The sequence below is a fragment of the Ketobacter sp. MCCC 1A13808 genome (assembly GCF_009746715.1).
Classification (GTDB): domain Bacteria; phylum Pseudomonadota; class Gammaproteobacteria; order Pseudomonadales; family Ketobacteraceae; genus Ketobacter.
This window is the reverse complement of the sequence record NZ_VRKW01000008.1, coordinates 131585-154863: the sequence shown is the minus strand read 5'-3', so window position 1 is coordinate 154863 and position 23279 is coordinate 131585. Positions and strand designations below refer to the sequence as shown.

Annotated in this window: 16 protein-coding genes; 4 read left to right on the top strand and 12 right to left on the bottom strand. The window is 49.4% G+C overall.

The window, feature by feature from the left end:
* Positions 1-34 precede the first annotated feature (34 nt).
* The 8 genes from FT643_RS15415 to FT643_RS15380 all read right to left on the bottom strand — a co-directional run bounded on the left by FT643_RS15415 (position 35) and on the right by FT643_RS15380 (position 11390).
* Complete coding sequence (locus FT643_RS15415) at positions 35-1888, bottom strand: flavin-containing monooxygenase (RefSeq protein WP_156872309.1); 1854 nt, start codon at positions 1886-1888, stop codon at positions 35-37.
* A gap of 167 nt (positions 1889-2055) precedes the next feature.
* On the bottom strand, positions 2056-2796 hold the full coding sequence (locus FT643_RS15410) for an SDR family NAD(P)-dependent oxidoreductase (RefSeq protein WP_156872308.1): 741 nt from the start codon (positions 2794-2796) through the stop codon (positions 2056-2058).
* A 187-nt stretch (positions 2797-2983) separates the two neighbouring features.
* Positions 2984-4318, bottom strand: a complete 1335-nt coding sequence (locus FT643_RS23925) for a DUF3466 family protein (RefSeq protein WP_198043589.1) — start codon at positions 4316-4318, stop codon at positions 2984-2986.
* 508 nt (positions 4319-4826) lie between these two features.
* Complete coding sequence (locus FT643_RS15400; RefSeq protein WP_156872306.1) at positions 4827-5876, bottom strand: NAD(P)-dependent alcohol dehydrogenase; 1050 nt, start codon at positions 5874-5876, stop codon at positions 4827-4829.
* Positions 5877-6062: 186 nt separating this feature from the next.
* On the bottom strand, positions 6063-6716 hold the full coding sequence (locus FT643_RS15395) for a TetR/AcrR family transcriptional regulator (RefSeq protein ID WP_156872305.1): 654 nt from the start codon (positions 6714-6716) through the stop codon (positions 6063-6065).
* Between the two features lie 103 nt (positions 6717-6819).
* Positions 6820-8523, bottom strand: coding sequence for a class I adenylate-forming enzyme family protein (locus FT643_RS15390; RefSeq protein ID WP_156872304.1), 1704 nt, complete (start codon positions 8521-8523; stop codon positions 6820-6822).
* A 136-nt stretch (positions 8524-8659) separates the two neighbouring features.
* Positions 8660-9784, bottom strand: a complete 1125-nt coding sequence (locus tag FT643_RS15385; protein WP_156872303.1) for an FAS1-like dehydratase domain-containing protein — start codon at positions 9782-9784, stop codon at positions 8660-8662.
* Positions 9785-9824: 40 nt separating this feature from the next.
* A complete protein-coding gene (locus FT643_RS15380) occupies positions 9825-11390 on the bottom strand; it encodes an acyl-CoA synthetase (RefSeq protein ID WP_156872302.1) in 1566 nt (521 codons plus the stop codon).
* A gap of 224 nt (positions 11391-11614) precedes the next feature.
* On the opposite strand from FT643_RS15380, the gene FT643_RS15375 reads away from it, so the two are divergent.
* On the top strand, positions 11615-12442 hold the full coding sequence (locus tag FT643_RS15375) for an IclR family transcriptional regulator (protein WP_198043588.1): 828 nt from the start codon (positions 11615-11617) through the stop codon (positions 12440-12442).
* A 102-nt stretch (positions 12443-12544) separates the two neighbouring features.
* Here FT643_RS15375 and FT643_RS15370 read toward each other — a convergent pair whose 3' ends face one another.
* Positions 12545-13726, bottom strand: coding sequence for an FAS1-like dehydratase domain-containing protein (locus FT643_RS15370; protein WP_156872301.1), 1182 nt, complete (start codon positions 13724-13726; stop codon positions 12545-12547).
* Between the two features lie 52 nt (positions 13727-13778).
* Positions 13779-15377, bottom strand: coding sequence for an NHL repeat-containing protein (locus FT643_RS15365; RefSeq protein WP_156872300.1), 1599 nt, complete (start codon positions 15375-15377; stop codon positions 13779-13781).
* A gap of 321 nt (positions 15378-15698) precedes the next feature.
* On the opposite strand from FT643_RS15365, the gene FT643_RS15360 reads away from it, so the two are divergent.
* Positions 15699-17339, top strand: a complete 1641-nt coding sequence (locus FT643_RS15360) for an AMP-binding protein (protein WP_156872299.1) — start codon at positions 15699-15701, stop codon at positions 17337-17339.
* A 324-nt stretch (positions 17340-17663) separates the two neighbouring features.
* On the opposite strand, the gene FT643_RS15355 is transcribed toward FT643_RS15360, so the two are convergent.
* Complete coding sequence (locus FT643_RS15355; RefSeq protein ID WP_156872298.1) at positions 17664-18857, bottom strand: amidohydrolase family protein; 1194 nt, start codon at positions 18855-18857, stop codon at positions 17664-17666.
* Between the two features lie 701 nt (positions 18858-19558).
* Here FT643_RS15355 and FT643_RS15345 point away from each other — a divergent pair.
* Positions 19559-20782 carry a cytochrome P450 gene (locus tag FT643_RS15345; RefSeq protein ID WP_156872297.1) on the top strand — a complete coding sequence of 408 codons (1224 nt, stop codon included), beginning with the start codon at positions 19559-19561 and terminating at the stop codon, positions 20780-20782.
* Positions 20783-21061: 279 nt separating this feature from the next.
* Here the strand turns inward: FT643_RS15345 and FT643_RS15340 are convergent, their stop codons facing one another.
* A complete protein-coding gene (locus FT643_RS15340) occupies positions 21062-21364 on the bottom strand; it encodes a hypothetical protein (RefSeq protein WP_156872296.1) in 303 nt (100 codons plus the stop codon).
* A 429-nt stretch (positions 21365-21793) separates the two neighbouring features.
* Between FT643_RS15340 and FT643_RS15335 the strand changes: the two genes are divergently transcribed.
* Positions 21794-23275, top strand: a complete 1482-nt coding sequence (locus tag FT643_RS15335; protein ID WP_198043587.1) for a WS/DGAT/MGAT family O-acyltransferase — start codon at positions 21794-21796, stop codon at positions 23273-23275.
* The last annotated feature ends 4 nt before the right edge of the window (positions 23276-23279 follow it).

Sequence of the window (23279 nt, the reverse complement as noted above, 5' to 3'; positions counted from 1 at the left end):
TGAGCGTGGTGTCTACTTGGCTAAGAAAATAATTTTAATCTTTTCCTACAACCAAGCCCTCTAAGTCACCTTTATCACGCCATTCCTGCATTAACTTCTGAAATGCATCCCAACCAGGGCCGTAGGATTCACCCAGGTACCAGCGAAATTTCTTTTCGCCGTTACTATCAACCTGAGATTCGCCCTCGTTGTTAAAATAGCTAGGTGTACATTCCTCTTGAAACTGTGAAATGTCTATAGCCGTTTCGCGCACATGCCTAACCCAAGCATCCTGAGCTTCCTGACTCGGCTCTACTGACGTGGCACCCTGAGACAGCGCTTCTTTAATGATGTAGGCGATGTGCTGGCCCTGGCGGCTAAACGTTTCCGTTGTGGTCGCGTTGAATCCCCCCTGATAAAAACCAACGAAAAACTGGTTTGGAAAACCGCGGCTCATCATACCGTGGAGGGTTTCATAGCCATCAGCCCAGTGATTGTAAATAGATACCCCATCTCGACCTTCGATGGTTTCGATACCCCAGCGCCGATCCAGATCACTGGTCACTTCGAATCCGCTGGCAAACATCATGCAATCGATTTCGTATTCTTTACCGTTGGCGACAAACCCCTTTTCGGTCATGCATTCCACGCCACGGGTAGCGGACACATCCACCAAAGTGACATTGGGTTTGTTGAAGGTAGTGTAAAACTCATTGTTGGAGCAAGGCCGCTTGCAAAGAAAGCGATACCAAGGTTTCAATGCTTCAGCCGTTTCTTTGTCTTCGACGAGAGCATCTACCCTTTGGCGAAGCCGTTCCATCAACCTGAAATCCATGACGTTACGGTGTGCCAGGTATTCTTCTGGGGAAGTTGGCCAGCCAGATTGATCAAATTCCGCGACCAAGTTGCGGTTAAGCTCGGTCCAGATATCGCAAATCAAATCTGGATCACCGGGCTGAAAGGTGTCAATGGCTGCGCGCTGGAAATTGGCCTTGCGTTCATCCTGCCAACCAGGCTTCAGGGTTTTAACCCATTCGGGGTCAGTAGGTGGGTTAGTACGTTCGTCGATCGTTGAAGGTGTACGTTGCAAAACATAAAGTTCTTTAGCGTACTTGCCTAACGATGGCACTGCTTGAATGGCTGTGGCACCGGTCCCGATGATGGCCACGCGCTTGTCTGCCAATTTATCCAGCTGCGGGTTCCGATAGCTACCACCGGTGTAGTCATAATCCCAGCGTGCGGTATGAAACATTTTACCTTTGAATTCGTGAATGCCCGGAATCGCCGGCAATTTAGGGATATTCAGTAAACCGTTTGCCATAACCACAAAACGGGCCCTAATTTCGTCGCCTCGGTTTGTGGTTACACGCCAACGTTTAATGCCGTCGTCCCATTTCAGCCCGCTGACCATGGTATGAAAAAGTGCTTTCTCATATAGGTTGAAACGGTCCGCGATGCTGCGAATGTAATCGTAGATGTCATAACCATCGACGAACTTCTTCGGTGGCATGTAGCCCATTTCTTCCAGCAAAGGAAGATAACAGTAGCCGTCATTGTCGCACTGAATGCCCGGGTAACGGTTCCAATACCAGACACCACCAAAATCGCCAGCGTGGTCAATATTGCGGAAATTGGTCACGCCTGCTTTCTTTAAATGAACTCCGGCAAGTAAACCGGACCAGCCTCCTCCCAAAACCACGGCATCGATATCTTCAACAATGGCATCGCGTTCTTTTAACGGTGTGTGGGGATCGACCTCGTAGGACTCGGAAAAGTCATCCACCGGCTTCACATACTGCTTTTGGCCTTTAGGATTGACCCGTAATTCTCGTTCCTGCCGGTATTTTTCTTCTAATGCCGGGATGTCAATTTCCGCAGCCGGTGGCACGTTGGTCGTATTACACTTCATTTTCCGTTCCCTTTATTTTTATTGGGCTTTGATCCGACGATTCGTTGGGTTTCAAAACAGTGCCACGATTGCCGAATATTGTAAATACAGAATACTGTTTTATATGTTGAAGCAAAGCGTCGTAGACGCTCACCCTAAAAAGCCTTAATTATGAGGGCATTAGGGTTCTAGGGCATGACCCTTCCACCGTTTACTCCTAGGGTTTGACCGGTGATATAGCCGGCCTGTTCGGATGCCAGAAACGCTGCAGCGGTTGCGATATCCTCAGAGCCACCAGCCCTTTTCATGGGGGATGCTGCAATCTGCTTTTCCATATCAACGGGAGACTGTCTCAACATGGGCGTATCGATAAACCCGGGAGGGATGTTATTGACCGTGATTCCTTTTGCAGCAAGCTCTATTGCCAGCGATTTCGTGAAGGCAATAACACCACCTTTGGAAGCAGAATAGTGACACATCATCGGTGCACCGGTTTGAGCGCTGGACGATGAGATATTAATGATTCTGCCCCAACCGTCCTTGAGCATATCAGGGATGATTTCCTGACAGCACAGCATAGGGCCTTTGATATTGATTGCCATGATACGATCGATCATCTCTTCTGAGATATCCATGAATGGTGTGAAGGATGAAATGCCCGCATTGTTCACTAAGATTGAAATGGGTCCGAACGCTTGGCGAGTTGCTGCAGCTGCGTGCGCGATATCTGCCTTTGCTGAGGCGTCGCCTGCACAAGCGATCGCTTTACCACCCGCGTCTACGATCATGGCAACGGTCTGTTCTGCGCTTTCTGCGTTTAGATCCCACACTGATACTGCAGCACCGTCATTCGCCAACTGTAAACTGATGGCCCGCCCTATTCCGCTTCCGCCACCGGTCACTACGGCTACTTTTCCAATTAATGACATGGACTCTTTTCTCCTGATTGAATGGTTGTTTAACTAACAACACTGTTGATTAATAATACCGAGTGGTACTTTTACCTGTCAAGCTGGTTGGACGGGGGATTTAGTTGTCAATTGTGGTTGTTTAGGAGGGAACACCCTATACCGTCTTCATTAACGAACCAGTATAGGGTTTGAATATCGATTCACCTTACCAATATCGAACCCGTAGGGTGGTGCCGTCGTAATTGCTGTTTCTTAACACCCCAATGTGCCAGATACCGGGCTCTGGGTTGGAAATCTGACAACGTTTGTGATTATCACTGTTCGGTATTGCTGCTCTTCGTTTGCAGTCAAATAACGGTTTCCAAGGTGGATTAGTGTGGCGTAAATACAGGTCGCGATCCCCGGTGCCCCCCGTAATCTCTACATTCATGTGAGTTGCACAAGAGGGAATATCTGCAATAAAACGTTGCCATCGGGCGTGATGGCCACTCAAATTGTATTTGCGGTACTCTCCCGGGCACGCGTGACTAGCGGGCGTTGCCAGGTAGTAAAAATCTGCCCCGCCGACGGTACCTTTCCCGATAATTTGTCCGGATGCATTGATGGCTGTCGCGTGGGTCAATGTCATTGCAGTCGGATTGTCTGTTACCAGATCATTTAACTTTTGAACGGATCCATCAGTAAATAGGAACGCTTCAGTAGCAGAAGATGCATCCTGGAGTTGCCCCACAACTTGCCCGCGCTCATTGATGGCTTCAGCATATGCATTTCCCTCGAAAGTCAGTGCAGTGACATGTCCTCCGGGAGAAGAAATAAACGCATATTGTTCACTACCCGAAAGCTGCTTGTACACAGCTCCTACGATTTGACCTTGGTTATTAATGTCGTTAGCGATGGAACGACTCTGCGTCAGATTAGGAAGTAAATTTATTTCCTCGTTTTGTAATAGAAACGCTGCTCCTAAATAACGACCTACCACTTTGTTGTCGTTGTTGATAGCAGTAGCAAATATATCGGTGCCTCTAACATAAATATCAATATACGTATTGCCGCCCACATAAATCGTGCGGTTGACGTTATCTGCAGCATCACAGGTTAATAAATAATTACCGTGGTCATTGATATCAATTGGGTAGCAATCGGAATTGCTCTGCACATAGTCTCCGTAACCTGTTCGATATCGTAGCCCGTTTTCCCACAGGAATTGTAAGCCGCTGGCCACGCTATAGAACTGATTCTCATATCGATAGCTAACTCCACCGAAAACCTGACCCCCATTATTTATCGCGACAGGTACCGTCTTGACTTGCAGGGTCTCTTGTTCCGTAAATATAGATTCTTCTGATTCCAGTTCCAGGAGTTGGCCGTCTTTATAGAGATAGCCTCTGGATTCAAAGCGATTGTTTCCATCAATATACACCCCTGAGACATCGCCGGCGTCATTGATATCGGTGGGTACAAAGTGGCCTGAGCCAAAAGCTTCGGTGAGATTGAAAATCTGATATTGTTGAGCCGAGAATGTTGGGAAGCTATAGAGCACCAGCAGTATTGCCGCTAAAAGTCGCCTACTGTTGCTGTTGATTTATTTGAGTGAACAGTTCATTTTATTTCTCCCAATATACCCAATAGCGACATGACAAGCGTTACTAAATTCTGGGCGTGACGTGATACAGAACGGATGGAGTTGCGAATAAGGACTACCGGAGACGCATGCGGTGAGGCATTGCGATGCCGCCTGTTAACGTCGGAGCAGTTTGCATGCCAATCTACTAATCAGGATTTGTGAGAAGGTTTTGAGACGTTGAGGGGGGCATCAATATTTTACTAATTCAGCGGCTTAGATCTATTTCACTTATTTCAAAAAATTTGGCTGGGTTCGACTAACTTTTGCGGGTGATGGATAAATGATCAGGTGGGCGAAGTGTCGAGTTGACCTTGTAAATTCGCTCGACACTTCCCAGGCAGGAGACTATAAAGTTGCATTATGGTCCGACCGCCCTGATGAGTAGCAGGGCCGTTACCGAGGTTCAGGCCCCAGCAAACCAGTGCTAAAGCGTGGCCATATCAATAACAAAGCGATATTTGACGTCGCCACTGACCGTTCTGTCGTAAGCTGTGTTTATATCTTTTATATCAATCAGTTCGATATCGCACTCAATAGCATGCTCACTACAAAAATCCAACATTTCCTGGGTTTCCGGTAGACCACCAATCAGTGATCCGGCCATGTTGCGACGTTGAAAAATAAAGTCGACACCGTTTACTTTAGTCAGTGGTTCAACTGAACCAACCAACACCATAGTAGAGTCCCGCTTTAGCAGTTTCATGTAGGGTTCAGTATCGTGACCGACCGGAATGGTATTGAATAAAAAATCAAAACTGCTCATGGCCGCTTTCATAGCACTTTTATCTTTCGATATCAGAATCTCGTCCGCTCCCAGGCGTTGGGCATCCTTGCCCTTATCGGGCGACGTCGTAATCATTACCACCATGGCACCCATCGCGTGAGCGAATTTGATACCCATGTGGCCAAGCCCGCCGAGCCCGATAATGCCGACCTTTTGGCCCTGCCCTACTTTCCAATGCTTGAGCGGCGAATAGGCCGTAATGCCAGCACACAACAACGGAGCCGCGGCAGCCGGATTCAGGTTTTCCGGTAATCGTAGTACATATCGTTGATCGACAGTGATGAAGTTAGAGTAACCGCCAAGAGTTTGCTTGAATTCAGTCCCACCTATTTTATCGACGCCATTATAGGTGCCGGTCCAACCCTTCTCACAATATTGCTCCAGTCCTTCATTGCAAGCGGAGCAAGTTCGGCAACTGTCCACCAAACAGCCCACACCAACCATATCGCCGGCTTTGTGTTGACTGACGTTGTCTCCCACTTGGCTAACGCGGCCTACAATTTCGTGCCCCGGAACACAAGGATACATGGTGCCACCCCATTCGTTACGGGCGGTGTGAATATCAGAGTGGCACACGCCACAGTAGAGAATATCAATGACGACGTCGTCCGGACGCGGGGTGCGGCGTTCAAATGAAAAGGGTGTCAGTTTGTCGGTTGCAGTTTGGGTTGCGTAACCGTTTACTTTCATCGGGTGATCTCCTGAGCTTAATTCAAGGTACTTTCCATACAGTCAGTTGGGCCGGGTGGCGCTTTTCACCCGCTGACCAGATAGCACGATACTCCCTTTTATGGCATATGATGAGACTGAGTAGTCTGGAATTAAGCATTTGGTTGGCTGACTTAGGAGTCACCAGCCGGGTGAGGTCAACACGTCCTACCAATCTTCCCGGGCTAACATCATCGTGCGGACCACCCTTTCGACCCATTTTTCCATCTGCGCGTCACTTACTTTACGGTGTGACAACATAACATTGATGTACCAACCCCTTAGCAGATGTATGAATACTTCTGCGATTGCATCTGGGTCTTTACAGGGAATATTTTCCGCGTCAGCGCAGATTCGAATGTACTCGGCGATACGGTCGATGCCGCTCTCGGTCCGTTCCGCAGCCGCAAGTCCCAACTCCGGAAAACGATGGATTTCACTATAAATTAAATGATTCACAGCTAACTCATCGTTTTGCAGGCTCAGTTTTAGAGTGCGGTTTGCGTACGCTTTTAACCCCTGCTCCAAGTTGAGCGGCCCATTTCCTATGGTCAACGAGGCCCAGGGAGAATAGCGTTCAATCTGACGTTTGAGGATGGCGCGAAAGAGGTGTTCTTTTGACGGGTATCGGGAATACAGCGTGGTTTTGGACATGCCCGCTGTTTTGACGATATTGGTCACCGAGGCGGCGCCGTAGCCCTGTTCCTGGAATTCTTTTAGCGCCACTGATAGTAATTTATCTTCAATGTCGGCGACGTCTTCGGGTCTAGGGCGACCCCGGGGGCGTCCGGATCTTGCTTTTACGATTTTCTTGGCTGCCATAATTCGGATCAAATGCTTTTGTTCGTTACATTAACTAAACTAAAACGGGGCTGTCGTGTTGGATACACGGTAGCCCCGCTTATTCGTTCAGGCATTGTCCTATTTAATTGGCTTCGCTTTCAAGTCGTTTGCTGGCCAGCGTTTGTAGCTGAGTACTTTTGACCTTGGCACTGCCGGTGTATTCAAGTTCATCTTCCGCAAAAAACAGGATCCGGCGTGGCACTTTAAAACTGGCCAGTTGTTCTTTGGCAAAGCTTCGTACCGTGGCTTCTGTCAACTCAACCCCTTCCAGTGGCACGATGCAGGCGACGACCAGTTCACCCAGTAACTCATCGGGTATTCCGACTGTTTTAGTAATTTTTACCCCCGGACACTGGGCTATAACAGTATCAATTTCCACGGGTGATACATTCGCTCCACCGGTTTTTATGATGTCATTCAGGCGACCCTCCCAATGCAACCTGCCCTCCTCATCGAAAAATCCGCCGTCTCCGGTGTGGAAGAAACCGTCCTCATCCAGGACTTCGTCATTAGGAATACCGATATAACCGAGCATAAGTGTCGGCCCTTTTACTGCGATTTCGCCCCGCTCACCTAAGGGAACGATTTCGCCTGTAAGCGGATCCATTATTTTGAAGATATTGCCCGCGACGGGTTTGCCGTGGCTGTCAGCGGAGACGGCTTTGGGTGTATTGGCGGGAAATACGCTGCTGAGTGTAAACGTTTCAGTATTGCCATAGGCGTGAGTAGCGTCAATCCAGTCGGAGCTAACAGTAGGGTGATTCGAAAGTGGCGAGCTGGCATCAATGTATTTCAAAGCCGAGAGATCCACATCGAGCCAATTTTTTGCGTCGACCAATTGGGCCCATTGATGCGGCCAGGCGAAGATGTATGACACCCGTTGGGCTTCCATGATGGACAGTGCTTCGTCTGGTTGAAAAGTTGGCTGTAGCACCAGAGTTCCGCCGACAGAAAACGTGCCGCCAATACCCATGGCGAAATTCCCGGACCAGAAAAAACCGTTTGTGGTCAATGATCGCACGTCCTTATCCAGGCCAAGCCACTGGCGCCAGCGCCACAACTGCAGACAAACGCCTCGATGGGCACTGAGAATGCCTTTGGGTTTGCCGGTGGAGCCGGAGGAGAAGAACAGTACACCGGGATCAGAAGGGGCTACTGTGGCTGCCGTCGCTTCGACTAACTCCGGGGAAATACGCTTACCCCGGGCCAGAAATTCGTTCCAGCCTTCGATAGCACCGCTGGTTTCATCGCTGTCTACCAATGCGACTGTGCGTAAAAAAGGAAATTTTTTCGAAATCAGCTGGCCTGGCGAGGCCTTGTTAATTTCCGGCTCAAGTTCGGACAGGATGGCAGCAAAATCTTTCTTCAGAACATGGCGTTCGAGCAACAATACGGTGCAACCTGAGCTTGCCAGTACAACCTCCAGTTCAGCCGGAGTTGAGAAAGTACTGAACGTGGTAGCGACACCACCGGCTAACGCTGTGCCGAAGGCAGACGATAAAAACTCGAGTCGGTTCGTCATCAGAATGCCGACACGCGTGCCTTTGCTTATTCCGGCGGCCAGTAGCGCGCAGGCGACGTCCATTGAGCGTGCCCAGAGGTCGTCGTAACTCCAGCTTTCTGTGCCGTTATCCCCTGGCAGCACGGCTGCTTCTCTAGGACCAAAACAGTCGGTGACTTCCTTCAGGTAGCCACCTAACGTGAGTGCACCGATGCCCTCTTCTTCTGACAGAGGTATGCCACGCACAACGGATAGGTTTTTTTCTGTGTTAGCTGATGTGGTCATCTGTTTTTCCTTTCTTATTTTATTCAAGAAATTTTTGCGTCTATTACTACGGCAAAGGCAGGACACACATAAATGCGTGCCCTGCCTGCTTTCCCTAACCGTGCCTTAGAATCTTAATTGCGTTGTTTACAACACCTTAAGATTTGCTGGGCAGCTCTACAATCGCTGCGCCTGTTGCTGACACTTCACCCCGGTGGGTTTCAGCTTTTTGCTGAATTTCCACGAGATGTTTACCGTCTTCAACGAATTTACGGGTCACTGTACCATTAATAAAGATGGCATCGCCATCCGGATTGTGCCGGCGAACCTGGCTTTTGCTTTTACGTAGGAACCCATCATCACCCATCCAGTTGGTGAGTTGATGGGTTAACCAGGAACAACGCTCCGGACCATAATCGTACGCGCCGGGTGCACCCACTTCCAGTGCAAACTCTTCATCCCAATGAACACGCTCAGGGCAATCGGGCACATTAAAGCGATTTTTTATACCCAGGCCAGGGTGTGCTTGCTGCATTTTCCACGCAAGTTTGTTAGCTCGGATGTAAAGACCACCCCAGCCTTGTGCGTAGCAGATGAAACCGGTCACTGTCATTGGGCCTTTCATCATAGTCGGCAGTTCTTCGCCTTCCTGAACATCTTCCCAATAACGGGGTGTGGCTCCACGAATTTCTTCTTTCTCGTACAGCGCGCTGAATTCAGCCAGCTGTTCTTCGGTGTATGGCTCAACGCGGCCACGGGCTTCTGTGTATTTGGTGCCGCGCTCACGAGCTTCGTCGCGGTCAGTACGGAATACCCAGGAATCCGCTTCAGCAACCAGATCACCGTCCTGGTTGTAAAAGTCTACATGATAGATTTGCTGAAACGCCCGTCCGGCAAATTTCGTTTGATGCTCTACCAAGTCCTTCAGGTAGGCTTCGGTAGTGATTACGTCGTTCCGTAAAACCGGTTTGTGCCAGGTCCAATCGGCACCGGCCCACATTGCGTGAACACCGGACAAACCACCACAGTAACCTGAAATCAGTCGGCTGGTGGTAAACAGGAAGCTGGGCAGCGCTACCAGGCTTCCGTACTTTGTTTTGGCCGCATATTCCGGATCACACCATAGCGGGTTATCGTCGCCGATTCCGTGTGCGTAGTGGCGGATTGCATCGCGGGTGGCTTCATAATTCCAGGGTTCTACGGTGTTGGTAATCTTTACACCGATACGCTCGCGCAGATCAGCCAGACCCTGTTCGGTAATTTTCGGAAACTTTGCAGTCATTTATGTTTTCTCCTAAGTTTTCAGTTGCCGGCCGCAGCCGTCAGTTTGTAACGGCAGGTTGGTTGGCAGCCTCGCGGTCGCGTAGTACTTTACGGTGAACTTTGCCTGCCTGTGTTTTCGGTAGTTCACTCAAAAAAACGATGTGGCGCGGAAATTCATGCTGACTGAGTTTTTCACGGGTGAAATTTTTCAATTCAGTAATGAATTCTTCATTAGGTTCGCGGTTGCTGATGACAAATGCTTTCGCCACCTGTCCCCGTGTTTCATCGGGTACGCCTATCACGCCCACTTCGATGACATCGTCGTGCTTGAGCATGGTGTGCTCGATCTCAACAGCGCTCATAGTCCAGCCTGCCGAGATAATCACGTCATCGGCACGGCCACAATGATAGAGGTAGCCTTCGTCATCCAGCTTGGCGCGGTCCTTGGTGGTTTCCCAGTGATCTTTTCTCCATAACATTAACTCCCCTACTTCGCCCGCTTCGGTGGGGGTCCCGTCAGGTCGCTGAACCTCGAGTTTTAGACCTGGCACGGGTTTCCCCAGAGACCCAGGTTTAACCTGAAAATCTTCAGCGCCGGGATAATTCACCAGCACGACGCCAATTTCGGTGGTTCCGTACATGCTGCAGGCAGGTACTTTAAAATAGTGGTCAATAAATTCCAGAGTCGCTGGATCTATTGGTTCCCCGGTGAAGGTGAGCTTTTTGAAATAGAAGGAAAAATCGTCGGCGTTGCCGGTATTTTTCATCATTCGATAATGGGTCGCGGCGGCAGACATATTGGTGATTTTATAGTCCTGTAACGCTTTCATCAGGCGTGTCGCATCAAATCGACCGGCGAAGGTGCCGGTGGTAACGCCCAATGCCAGTGGCGCTAAGGTACCGTGCCATAAGCCATGACCCCAGGCGGGTGAGGACGGGCAGAAAAACTCATCTTCAGGGCGGATGCCGGTGCCATAGAGCGCCGCAAACATCAACGTAACAATCGCTTTATGGGTGTGCTTAACTGCTGCCGGTAATTCACGGGTCGTGCCGGAAGTGTATTGGAATACCGCAAGATCATTTGCTTTCGTCTTGGGCGCGTAAGTGTCAGGGTATTTGGTGATTTCTTCGAGCAGGCTGTCGTCTGCCACTACCACGCGCAATCCGTCAATTTGCCCGGCAAGCTCGGCTTTTTCTGCGTTAGTGATCAGAATGCTGGGTTTGCAGTCGTCAATGCGTAGACGCAAAGCATCGGGACCGAATAAGGTAAACAGCGGTACGCTGATGGCACCGGTTTGCATCGCACCGAACAGGCACACATAGAACGGTAACGAAGGCTCCAGCATAAACGCAATGCGCTCGCCGGGGCGGATGCCGTTGTCGTCCAACCAGTGGGCGAAGCGTGCAGCACCTGCAGAGAGTGTATCGAAGCTTAGTATCTCGTCTCTGCCGTCAGAGTGCGCTATACGTACTGCGGCGCGCCCAGAGCCATCTGCGTGACGGGTAATACTTTCGTGAGCAATGTTGAGATGTTCTTTGTCACCGTCAAACAGCTCCCATAAAGCACTTGAATTGGCGTACTCCTGGGCATCCGCATAACTGGAATAGTCTGTGAGTCTTGGCATTCATTCACCTGATTTTTTCTACGTAAGATTCCCCTTGATTCCATTCAAAATATTGAACAAGCAAGAAGCATTTCAGTGTCGAAAAACAATGCCATGAAAAATAAGTGTTGTAAATATAGAAAGAAATTTTATATATTGAATAAAGAGATTCTGATATTCATTGACGAGTTAGCGCAGGAACAGCAAAAACTCAGCACTAGGTTTAAATACAGGACGGGCTTATAGTGACTCAACGATCTAAAAGTAATACACCGAAAGACCAAAAACTGGCTAATGCTCTGAAAGAAAGTAAGGCCCCCGCCATTTCCAGAGCTGCCGCAATTCTACGCTTGCTGGGCAAAAGTGAAACGCCTCTTGGTCTGCAATCCATCGCGCGCGCTCTCAACCTTGTGCCAAGCACCTGCCTGTATGTGCTCCGGGCCTTGGTCGATGAAGAGTTCGTTTCCTTCGATACCGATACCAAACGCTATTCACTGGAAGCCGGTGTGCTTACGTTGGCTCGCCACTGGCTCAGGCGAAATCAATTTACCGACCTGTCCCAGCCGGTGCTCAATCGCATCAGCCAGGAGTTTGATGTCACGGTGTTGGGCGTCAACGTGGTCGGCCTTGAACACATCATCGTAGTCGCTATCTCCCAGGCTGGTAATAATTTTCAGATCAGTGCCCAGGTCGGCAGTCGCTTCCCTGCCATGATCAGTGCAACCGGACGCTGCATTGTCGCCTTTGGTGACTACACGGAGCAAGAATTGGAAGAAAAATTCAAAACACTCCGTTGGGACGAACCGCCAACGTTCGACGAATGGAAAGCCCAGATCGGGCAAGCCCGCATTGATGGATTTGCTGTCGATGAAGGCAATTACATTTCCGGCGTCACCGTTGTAGCGGCCCCGGTCTGGAAATCACGCGACAAGCTAAGCCATGCCCTGGTGGCGATCGGAATCAGCAGCGTACTGAAGCGAAATGGATTACCAGAACTGCAGCAAGCGTTGCTAAAAAGCGCGCAAACCCTATCGAACCAACTCAGCGGTGAGGTGCTTGCGCAAGCGAAATAAACGGTAGTCCGCTGCTCAGACACGCTGATTCGCAAATTGGGCATAGGCGCCGGGAACATTATCCTGGCTCCTATGTGCGTGCTCCCCATTCGGCAACCTGTCTTATTTTTTCGGTAGCTCTATTTCCGCTTTTGCCGTTGCCATTGTATTACCCAGTTGATTTGTCATTTTGCATGCCACCTGAATAATATTGCGTCCTTCTGCATCCACTAATTTGTCTTCAACAGTGGCTGTCATAACCGTGCTGTCACCGGTAAATGCCGGTCCACGATAAGACGAATTGCAATGCACAACCTGACCCCATTCACCTGCCCAGCCAGCCAGGTAGTCGAGAATCCAGGCGCCCATTGAAGCGCCATAGCCGTAGCCCCGAGGCATACCGATTTTACGTGCGAAATGCGGAAATAAATGCCCACGAGACGGACCGAAGTAAGCGCCGTCGGTCCATTCGGGGTTATCTTTTTCCATTACCGGATCGTTTTCATGTCCGGCCATTTCTTTGGTAAAGCCAAACGATTCCATATCCATCCCAGGGCGATGGGTGCCGCCCCAGATTGTGAACAGGTAGGCGCGCCATTCAGTGGCAAAGCTGGCAATACTGTGCGGGCCGATAATGCGTACCGGTAGCTCGTCGCCTACGGTAATATCATCCCAATACCGCTTACCATGCCCCAGATCGTGCATCATCTTGATGTATTCGTACTTTTTGGTTTCTAATTCTTCCAGCTGTTCCGGAGTCCAGATCGGATCGTCTTCGCTGTCTTTTATGGCGCCCATTTCAAGTGCCAGATCTGCACGATAACGGATGGTAGTGGAGCGCTGTTTTGCAATGAAATCACCATCCTGGTTGTAGTAGTTATTATCGCCGCGCTGGAAGCAAGTAGGACCTGCGAATTTGGTTTCTTTGACAGAGTAGTCGAATGGCACTTTTTCATTGGTCAAGCTGTCTCCGCCGAATACTTTGGGGCCGTAAAACCACCATTCATCACCACCGAAGATCAGGTGTGAGTCCGGGATTTTGCCAACACAGGCCGGTACGGCACCGTGTCCGTCATCGGCAGCAACTGCGAAAGATTGGGGTGCCACTAAACGACCATATCGACCTTCAGCCGCAAAATCATGATCGTAGTGCAGCAGGTTTGGATAGTGCATGGCCTGCACCCAGCGCCGGAAATCGTTATTGTGTAGAGGTTCCTTCATGCGCGCCGGTGCCATGGGTTTCCCCATGTGTTGGTCCAGCTCTGAACAGTCAAGAGTTGCGTCTTTCAGGCTTGTGTTAGTCATGTTCACTCCAAGTGAGTAATTGTTTTTATAAATCGATATAAACTAATAGAAACTAAGCGATGGATGGTCTAAGCGAAAGCACACTACCCTCTGCATCAGCAGAAATATACAGCGTACCATCGCGGTCATCTGTAAGGTCTGCAAACGGACCCATCGGTCCGGAAAGCACACCTATCGCATCCAGGAATTTTGGCACTACACCCGGTGGCGCACCGATAGGTAGTTGTGTGGCAATGGTGCGTCGTGACTTCGTGCTCATGTTGTACTGGATGAGTTCTTTGGTGCCGACATCGAGCACGAACAAGAGGTCACCGCGTACCAGAATCCCCTGTGGTTGCTGTAAACCATCCAGCACGATTTCTGTACCGCCTTTTGCGGCCTTCACTACTCTGCCTGCGCCCTCCTCGGCCACCAGGCACGTGGTACCGCTCACTGCGACTCCGGAAGGCTTATTCAAATTGCTGGCGAGGGTTTCTATGGCACCGTCAAGAACTGAAAGCAACCGGCCTGTGCCCTGCTCTGCAAAGAAAACCGTGCCTCCGGATGCTATAGCGATACCGTAGAGTTGATTGAAGCCATCGGCCAGCACCTGGTGTTCTTGTTTAGCAGGAGACCAGCGCGAGACCTGACCATTGGCAGTAGTAACTACATATTCATCCGAACCCAGAGCCACGACGCCACGCGTATAACCCGGAAAACCCGGTGAAAATAACATACCGGCGTTTTGCAGTGTTCCACCGGGTTGCAATGTGTAGGTGAATCCGCCGTCTGCGACAAACAATACACCGTTGTCGTTCATTGCTAATCCCAGAGGCCAATTGAGCCCGTCCGGGACCAGGGACTGGACTTTTCCGTCCGCTAGTATTTCGTTAATTTGTCCCGAGATACTGGAAACGAACAGCCGGTTACCCACAAAGGTTAAATTGTCCAGTCCCGGCGCGATTGTGGCTAGTGGAGTCTGTTCGCCGGTACTGGGATTGATGCGTAACACCTGTCCGCTGGCGACTTGCGTTGACACAATAAACCCTTCGGAATCGAACTTGACTGCGTCCGGCACACCTAAGTCTTTGGCGACCACTTCGTGCGGGCCGCCCTCGGGACTTACGCGCCAGATTTCGTTGGTGCCCATTACCGGAAAATACAGCATCCCGTCAGGGCCAACTTCCATCGCATTGGGCATGGGTACGTTTTCGAGCAGCACTTTCGGCGCCCCACCATGGAGGTCAAGCTCCATAATTCGGCCATCGGGGCGGCATTCACCGGCAAACAAACGGCCTTGATAAATGGTAATGGGGTTAGCACAGGGCATATCGCCGTTAATTACCCTGGCCTGGCCATTCGGGGTGAGCACGCTGACTCGCCCTTCGGTTATTTCCGTAGCGAAAATATTGCCTTTGTCATCGAATACGATGTCGTCAGGCGCAACAATTTCCCCACCTTTCGGGCTGATGGTTTCGATGACGCCACTATTCACGTCAATCGCGCTGATTTGGCTGCCCGACACCTGGGCAATATAAATGCGTCCGTCCGGGCCGGTCCGTATTCCATTAGCGCCGAACAATCGGCTTGGTGGCGTGAGCCTCTCCATTGACCAACCTTCTGCCAGTTCAACTGATCCGGGTTGTGCATAGCGTCCGGTTTGTGAGGTCATGGCGTACTGCTCTCCTGTCATAATTGTTTTTTATTTATCGTTATTATTAATGCGCCGTTATCAGTGCCAGCCGCTCTGATGTAATGGGTCTCTACACCGGAACGGAGTCTTGTTCTGCTCCTGCTAATGATTGCCTTCGGAGACAACTATTCCGGGTGGACCTTCGTCAACATCCGCAACTTGGAACACTCAAAATATTGAACAGCAGGCCTGTTTAATTCTACGCTAATAATCAACACTTGTGTTCATTTGCAGTCAAATGATATCGTAACGACATGGGTGCAAACAACACATTTGAACGCGAAAGGGGCCATTTTTGACATGCAGTCCGTAGAACAGGTTGGGCGCAAAACCATTGCGGGAAAGTCCATCCGCTGGGATGAGAAGCAGGCGGAAGCCGCCTACGGCAAAGGCTATTGGGTTAAAGAAACGCTCGCAGATACATTGCTGCAAGCGGCAACCCAAGAGCCGGAACGGATCCTGATTATTGATGGCGCGGTGCGTCTTGATGCCCGCACTTTACACCAACAATCGCACGCGCTAGCCCTCGTAATGGCGGACCGATACCCGGTAGGCAGTGTGATCTCCTTCATGTTGCCCAATTGGCATGAGGCTGCAGTCATCTATATGGCGGCTACCATGGCCGGCATGATTGCCCATCCTGTTCTGCCCTCGCTGCGGGAACACGATTTGTGTTTTATGTTGCAGGATTTGCAGTGTCGAATGATCTTTATACCGGAACAATTCCGGAATCATCACTACGCAGATATGCTAACCAGTGTAGTCGAGAAACTTCAAAACCAGATGAAGAAGGTTCCGGAAGTTATTGTTTTGCGTGGTAAATCCCAGCAATTTGATACCTATGAATCTTTGTTTGACGGGAACTCTGCGGTATCTGAACGTTCACCTGACGCAGGTGGCCTCCCCAAGGTCGATCCCAGAGCTGTGCGGATGATTATGTACACCTCCGGCACCACGGGGAACCCCAAGGGTGTGATGCATAGCCACAATTCCATTCACGCGCTGATCAAGCAAATAGGGGAGCATTGGCTGGTGGAGCCGGGCAATAAGTTCCTGGTTGCCTCTCCTATCAGTCACATTGGTGGCTCGATTTATGCGTTCGAATGCCCTCTTTTGTTGGGCGCTACCGCAGTTTTAATGGAGCACTGGAATGCAGATCAGGCGGTGGAACTGCTGGTGTCAGAGGGATGCACGCATTTTGCTGGAGCAACCCCATTCCTTGTTCAAACGTTAGCAGCCGCGCGTCATGCGGCGACGAGATTACCGGACTTGAAGTTGTTTGTGTGCGGCGGCGCCTCAGTTCCACCGTCACTTATCCGCGAGGCGGACGCGTATTTTGAACGCGCAGTCGTGACTCGCGTGTATGGCTCCACAGAAGTGCCGGTGATGACGGTGGGGGTTATCGGCAATGTCGAGCACGCAGCGGATACGGATGGTCAGGCGGGTATCGCGCATCTGAAATTATCCGATACCGGTGAAGTGGTCGCTAAGGGGCCACAAATGCTGGTGGGTTACCTTGATTCCGAAGCGGAGGCCAGCGTGTTCGATGCTGAAGGCTATTTCCGTACCGGCGACCTGGCGCGCTGGGAAGACGATAACTATCTGGTTATCGTCGGGCGCGCTAAAGATATTATTATTCGTAATGGTGAGAATATTGCGCCGAAGGAAATCGAGGATCTCCTTGTCAATCACCCCTCAATTAATGAAATCGCTATTGTTGGCTTGCCCGATCCGAAAACCGGAGAAAAAGCCTGCGCGGTGATAGTCCCTATCGGAGCTGCAACACCCGGAGTTGCTGATTTGGCAGAACTCTTATCAAGCAAGGGTGTGGCAAAGTTCAAATACCCCGAACAGGTTGTGTTGTGGGATGCGCTGCCTAAAAACGATGCTGGTAAGGTGTTAAAGCATAAAATACGTAGTTTATTGATTAACGCTGAGTAACCTTTTCTCTCCCATAAGGGCAATATTTGATTGTTGCCCTTCCCTTCTCTGGTTTTAATGTTTTCGTTATATATGCGGTGCACCAAACAGCCTGCTATCACTTGGAGCAATCAGCGCTGAGCAGGTCCTGTCATAAGATGATATGCCGGGAAAGTAATAAAAAAAGCCGGCTGAGGGCCGGCATAGGACAACAAACTAACTCAAAATCTCTAAAAACAACTCATAAAAAAGATAGGCTATTCGCCCACTCGGTTCGACACTTAAATAAATCGGTGGCGAACCGCTAATGCTCGTCGGCTCGCCTCCCTCAATCAATATTGTTACTTACTGCAGCGAGCCTGAACGTTCCAACAGGCCCAGCAGGTTTCCACCCATAACCTTTTGCTTCTCGGCTTCGGTGTAGGCATCCAGTCTGTCAATAAATTGCAACGGGCTGGCTACGCCCTCTGGATGTGGGTAATCGCTACCAAACAGCACCTGATCCGCGCCAACTGAATCGCGCAGAATATCCAGGGAATCTTCATAGAAAGGTGCTACAAAAATATTTTCTTTGAATCGTTGTACCGGATCGTATTTGAACTCCTGCGGGAAAACTTTATGCGCTTTGCCCATGGTTTTAATCAAATCACCAACCCAGGCAGCTCCATTTTCTATGGTCGCAACTTTCACCTCGGGGAAACGATCAAAAACGCCATGACAAATTAATGCAGCACAAGTATCTGCAATAACGCGAGCGGCAGGTTTCAAAATATGGCTAAACGCGGAAGGTGCAAACGGCTGGAATTCATTGCCGCCAACCCACATGCGAACAAAGCGGTCATAGCCACTATCAGATGCGTGCAGGGAGACGAAAATTTTCGATTCGTTGATGCGCGCCCAGAAAGGATCAAACTCTTTGAAACCGGGTGAGCGAGTGCCCGTGATGCCGGGAACCGGAGCGGGACGTACCAGAACGGTTTTGGCGCCGTTTTTGATCGCCCAGTCTAATTCTTTAACTGCCCAGTCGACGTCTGCAAGACTAATTACAGGGGCGGTAAAAATCCGGTTATTGCGGTTGAATGTCCACTCTTCCAGCATCCACTGATTAAGAGAGTGCATGATGGCGCACATGGCTTTGATGTCATAGTTTCCCATGCGCTCTTCAACTGCGGAGACCAGGGTTGGGAACATCAGTGCCCCGGTCAGGCCTTGCTCGTCCAGTTCTTTCAGACGCTCTTCGCCTGTACGCCAAGCTGTCGGAGGTGCAATCGGCTTGCCCATGCACTCGCGCATGGTCATGCCTTCTGGGTTTTTACCTGAAAACCAGTCAACCAGTCGGCCGGGTGCTGCAACGTGACCGAATGTGGGATCAGGAATGTAGTTAGTAATTTGGCCGCCGATGGCCAGTTTAGTGCGACCGTTTACCTGTACATAGGCAACCGCATTTCGAAATTCTTTAGGCAGATAACGCATCAGAGCTTCAGGTGGCTCGTAAAAATGGTTGTCAGCGTCGTAAGTCGGGTAAGACAAACCAGACATGTTAATTCACCTCTCATTCATATTATTAGTTTTAGCTAGGGTATCCAAGGAAACACCGCTAGTCAACAACACTGTTGATTTATGTTATGCAAATTTGTGACCGTTTTTAGGGTTGCTGGTCACAACCGGACGGTATAGTCGGCCGCACACCGGGTTGATGTAGAGTGGCGTGTTCGACTGTCCGGTCACGAGCCTGGCCGGGCCGGAGGTTGGTCTTGCGCTGACTCGCTGACTATATAAATAAAGCACCAAAGAGCACAGTTGCAACGGTGTGAGACCCAAAACACAGTTGGTCTTCTGTTCGGATATCAAAGGGGAAAAATGACCGATGCACAGCGGGTTGTTTCAGCGTTAAGCAACTGATCTACACATGAAAAGGCATCCAGGGGTGCAGTCGCGTTTTGTGTCTTCGAACCTGTGCTGTCGCAGGAAGGCTACTGAAACTGCCCGGTCACAGCTTTATATTGAACATCACTGTTGACTAATATTATCGCTACGGTTTAAGCTTGCAGCATTAGGACATTAAGGCTTGTTCGGGACGTGTTTGTAGGCTTTTAGGCTTTGCCGATTGGTATTGTACTGTCGTAGCGAAGCTGGTCACACCACGCATCACCATCCAACCGATATAGTCTAAATTGAATAGTTTTGTATTTACCAACCTCGATCAATAAGAATCGATTTAATTAGAGGTGTTTTACACTATGACCGCTCCGGAATCACCACTTTACTATGACCCGTATGACTTTGATATAGACACCGATCCATATCCTATATGGAAGCGGATGCGCGATGAGGCACCTCTTTACTACAACGAAGAGCATGATTTCTATGCCCTGAGCCGCTATGAAGATGTCACTGCCTGTTTGAAAGACTTTGATACCTACAGCTCCGCAAGGGGTACCATCATGGAGCTGATTAAAGGCGAGTTTGAGCCGCCACCGGGTATGTTTATCTTCGAAGATCCGCCGATGCATGACATCCATCGCGACTTACTGAGAAAGTTATTTACGCCGCGTGCGATTGCCGCTGTTGAGCCCAAGGTTCGGGAGTTTACTACCCAGGTACTTGATCCTCTGGTGGGTAAAGGTGGATTCGATTTCATCACGGATCTTGGCCAGGAAATGCCGATGCGCACTATAGGCATGCTGTTGGGTATTCCCGAAGCCGATCAAACCAAAATCCGGGACTTTTCCCTGGAAGGGTTGGATCTGGATGAGAAAGGTGCTCCCTCTGATAACTTTAAATTCCGTTTCAGCGGCGAGGATGGCGAACCCATCGAAGTTAATGATTTGTTTGGTACTTATCTGGATTGGCGTGAACAAAACCCGTCAGACGATCTAATGACGCAACTGCTAACCACTGAGTTTGTCGATGATACCGGTGAAAAACGTTGCCTTAGCCGTGATGAAATACTGGGTTATGTCCGCTTACTTGCTGGCGCAGGTAATGAAACGACAACCCGGCTAATCGGATGGACGGGTAAAACACTGGCAGAACATCCGGATCAGCTCGCGGAGCTGGTGGCTGATCCCAGCCTGGTTAATAGCACGATCGATGAAGTTTTACGTTATGAGCCGCCCTCCCCTGTGCAGGCGCGTTATGTAACAAAAGACGTGGAACATCACGGACAGATCGTACCCAAAGGCAGCGTTATGTTGTTGCTGAATGCGTCAGCTAATCGTGACGAGCGAAAATTTAAAGACGCAGATACGTTTAATATCCGTCGCAAAGCGGATCAAATGCTGACGTTCGGACACGGCATTCATTTTTGTATGGGAAGCCATCTTGCAAAATTAGAAGGTCGCGTTGCGTTGCAGGAAGTTATCAAGCGTTTTCCCCGCTGGAAAGTGGATATGGAAAAAGCAAAACAATCCAGAACTTCTACGGTCCGGGGTTGGGATTCGCTGCCTGTCATCACCTATTGATTTCATTGTAATTGAAGTAAAAACATCAAAGCGGCCGATGCAAATCGCCGCTTTTTTTATGGGCATCATGCGATCGGCATAGAAACTATTTGGTGAGGAATGCGCGTGTGAGCGGCAAGACAAGGGATCTGGAAAGGGTTTTTGCTGGGTAGGTGGGATTTATCTGTTAATTGAAAAAGTATGGCCGTTGATAAATCGTCTTTATAAAGTGGTCTGGTGACTACCCTAGATCAGTCGTTTTCAACGGCCAAACTTATTTAATTGCTATTTCGCCAACATTCAAACCGGGGTGCCGGTAAAAGGGATTTTTGCCATCATAGCATTTGCTTTTCCCTTGATATTGTTGTTTTCATCAAGAGTAGCTGTATAGGTCAGGGTTAGTTTCATTGGCTTGGTGATTTTGCTTTTCCAGCTCAGCGTTTCACCGTCGTATTTGCCGTCTTCAATGTCCTGAACACCGAAACTGTCATTAGCAATAGTGCCGGTCAGAGCGTCGCCTTCTGATTTCAAGGTCAAAACACTTTGCTGTTCGCCATTTGGCGCTTTCAAGATCAAGTTCCACGCGCCGTCAATAGTAGACATGATTTCCTCCAGAGATTTATTGTTTTGAGTACGTATAATCACACGAAATATACCCTGTTAACTATACACGCGGGGAAAGCGGGAAACCATAAAAAATGCTGTAAAAATAGGGTTAAAAGACAAATTCAGGATGAAATTGATTAGTCTAAATGGGTGTTGCACAGGTTGAACAAGTTGGCGTTTTTATTTTTTTGCGGCGGGATAATATCTCCGATTGCTGTAGGAATTCCATTGGCTCAAGCCGGCTCGTTCAAAATAATCGTTAAATGAAGTACAGTTTTGTGGTGAAATAAATGTTGGCTCAGATTGATGTTCTGTACTTTGTCTTAGTAAATTGATTGAGAATGATGTCCGATATTTTAAGCCAGTGCCAGATAACCTGGCGATTTTTATTATATGCGTTTTGTGTTTCGACAAGGATTAAATGCAGTGAAAAAACTTTCAATCGTTGATGACGCCTTCTTACGGATCGAAAGCCGCAGACAGCCCTTCCATATTGGTATGTTGATGTTGTTTGAGCCGGGTATGGATACGCCGGTGAATTTTATTGAAAAGCTTGTGCAGAAACTTAAAAGTTCAACCGAAGCCAGTGAACCCTTTAACCGGCAACTGGTAACGAAAAGGGGAATTCAATATTGGAAGGAAGATACTGATTTTGATATCACCCAGCAATTTGCTCATATTTCCCTGCCGAAACCGGGACGTATTCGGGAGTTGTTAGAGTTTGTCTCCCGCGTGCATTCCAGTCATCTTGATCGGGCCTACCCTTTGTGGCGGCTGTATCTTATTGAAGGCCTTGAGGATGGGCGCTTTGCCGTTTTTCTTAAGTTTCATCACTCGATGATGGACGGAGTCGCCGGGCTCAGGGTAATGGTCAATGCCATGTCCGGTGATATTCGAGAATCCGAAAACCTGCCCGCTTTCTGGCAGAGCCGGGTCGATAAATCAGAAGCACATCGTTTGCCAAGCCTGAAGCCGTTCGCAGTTAACTTAAAATCACTTCGATCGTTGCCGAAGCAAAGTTTTCAATTTATTAAACCTCTCTATCGCGATGTTAACCGGAGTATTCTGGATTATCTGAAAAGCAATCCCAACGCGGTTTTCTTTGGCCAGGCACCACGCAGCATTTTTAATCAAAAAGTCAGTGCATCCAGGCGCTATGCAGCACAGTCCTATTCAACTGCGCGTATGCGGGCCATTGCCCAACGACTTGATGCGACACTTAACGATGTGGTTCTTGCGTTATGTGGTAGTGCGTTGCGAATATACCTTAAAGACAGAAACGAATTGCCGGACACCCCATTGGTGGCAGCTATTCCGGTATCTATCCGTGAGCAGGGAGATAACAGTCTGAATAATGAGGTCGCCTTTACGCTGACCCATCTCGGTACGCATATCGCCGATCCGGTCAGAAGATTGCAGTCCATTAAAAATTGCATGGATTACAATAAAAAGAATTTACGGGAACTGTCGCCCGGACAGACGCTTGCAAGTGCTGTTATGAAGTTAGTGCCCGGGGCCGTCAATGCGGTGCTGGGATTAAAGCCGGACAATGCCTTGGCCAGTATCTGTATTTCCCATGTGCCAGGACCGCGGGAGGCGCTTTATTGGCAGGGAGCCAGATTGTCCGGACTGTATCCGGTATCGTTGGTTACCGATACCGGAGCGGTGAATATCACTATTATCAGCCGTCATGACTACGTCGATTTTGGGATAATAGCTTGTAGTAAAACGGTACCTTCAATGCAGCGATTAATTGATTATTTGGAAGACGGTTTGATTGAACTGGAGCAAGCACTATTACCCCCTTCAGTCGACGGCTTCTCTGCGGAATTGCATGATCCGGAACGCAGTTTGGTTACGGGTAAGGTAGAGCGAAAAGACGTTTGTTTTGAAGAAATCACTGACTAGCAGG